Source organism: Gemmobacter denitrificans, from assembly GCF_036964905.1.
In the GTDB taxonomy this organism is placed as follows: domain Bacteria; phylum Pseudomonadota; class Alphaproteobacteria; order Rhodobacterales; family Rhodobacteraceae; genus Gemmobacter; species Gemmobacter denitrificans.
In genome coordinates this window covers 1-1,271 of sequence record NZ_JBALHR010000045.1, presented here as the reverse complement: position 1 = coordinate 1,271, position 1,271 = coordinate 1, and the positions used below count along the sequence as shown (strand labels likewise).

General features: G+C 60.4%; 1 protein-coding gene. It reads left to right on the top strand.

Annotation, left to right across the window (positions count from 1 at the left end):
• Positions 1-81: 81 nt before the first annotated feature.
• Positions 82-1,232, top strand: a protein-coding gene (locus V6590_RS20745; RefSeq protein ID WP_434063301.1) for an IS3 family transposase whose coding sequence is annotated in 2 segments (ribosomal slippage) — positions 82-334 and positions 334-1,232 — 1,152 coding nt in all. Because the reading frame shifts where the segments join, the coding sequence is not laid out codon by codon here.
• The last annotated feature ends 39 nt before the right edge of the window (positions 1,233-1,271 follow it).

Sequence of the window (1,271 nt, the reverse complement as noted above, 5' to 3'; positions counted from 1 at the left end):
TGAGCTACTCCCCGAAAATCGGACAGTGACGGAAGCTACGATCTGAAGTCTGCTGATCTCCAAGCACGAGGAGATCAGGACATGTCGAAACGCAGGAACCACGATGCGGCATTCAAGGCGCGTGTGGCGCTGGAGGCCGTGAAGGGAGAGCGCACGGTGTCGGAGCTGGCCGCCGAATATGGCGTGCATCCGACGATGATCCATCAATGGAAGCGATCTCTGCTGGAGGGTGCCGCAGGCATCTTCGAACGCGGTATTAAGGCTGCGGTGGCGGCCGAGGTCGCCGAAGAAACGGTCCGAGACCTGCACGCCAAGATCGGAGAGCTGGCCGTCGCCAACGATTTTTTGTCTCGAAAGCTCAAGCCCTGGATCGGCAAGTGAGGCGGAGCATGATCGAACACTCACATCCCAAGCTGTCAGTGGGCGCGCAGTGCCGCCTGCTGTCGATCTCGCGATCGTCGTTCTACTACGCGCAGCAGGGCGAGACAGCGATGAACCTCGACCTCATGCTGTTGATCGACAAGCAGTTTCTGGACACCCCGTTCTACGGCGTCCGGCAGATGACATGGCACTTGCAGAACGAAGGCCATGCCGTGAACCAGAAACGCATCCGGCGGCTGATGCGTCTCATGCGCCTGATGCCGATCTACCAGAAGCCTGACACCAGCAGGCCCGCGAAGGGGCACAAGACCTACCCCTATCTGCTGGGCGGGCTGCGGGTGGAGCGGCCAAACCAGGTCTGGTGCGCCGACATCACCTATTTGCCGATGCGCCGCGGCTTCCTCTATCTGGTGGCCGTCATGGACTGGTTCACCCGCAAGGTTTTGGCCTGGCGGATATCGAACACGCTGGAGGCCGACTTCTGCGTCGAGGCGCTGAGCGAGGCGGTCCACAAGTTCGGCCCGCCCGAGATCATGAATACCGATCAGGGCAGCCAGTTCACGTCCTTCGCCTGGACCGACCGGCTGAAGCGGGTCGGAACCCGGATCTCAATGGATGGCAAAGGCCGCTGCCTTGACAACATCTTCATCGAGCGTCTCTGGCGGTCCTTGAAGTATGAATGCGTCTACTTGCACGCCTGGGAAACCGGATCGCAGGCAAGGGCTGGCATCGGGCGCTGGATCACTTTCTACAACCACCATCGCCCACACTCTGCCCATGGCGGTCAACCGCCCGCCGTGGTCTACTTCACCGCAACCCAAACCGATCAGCAGGTGCAGGCCGTAGCTTAACTCAGCAGGAAATCTGTCCAAGAGTTGGGGAGTAGCTCA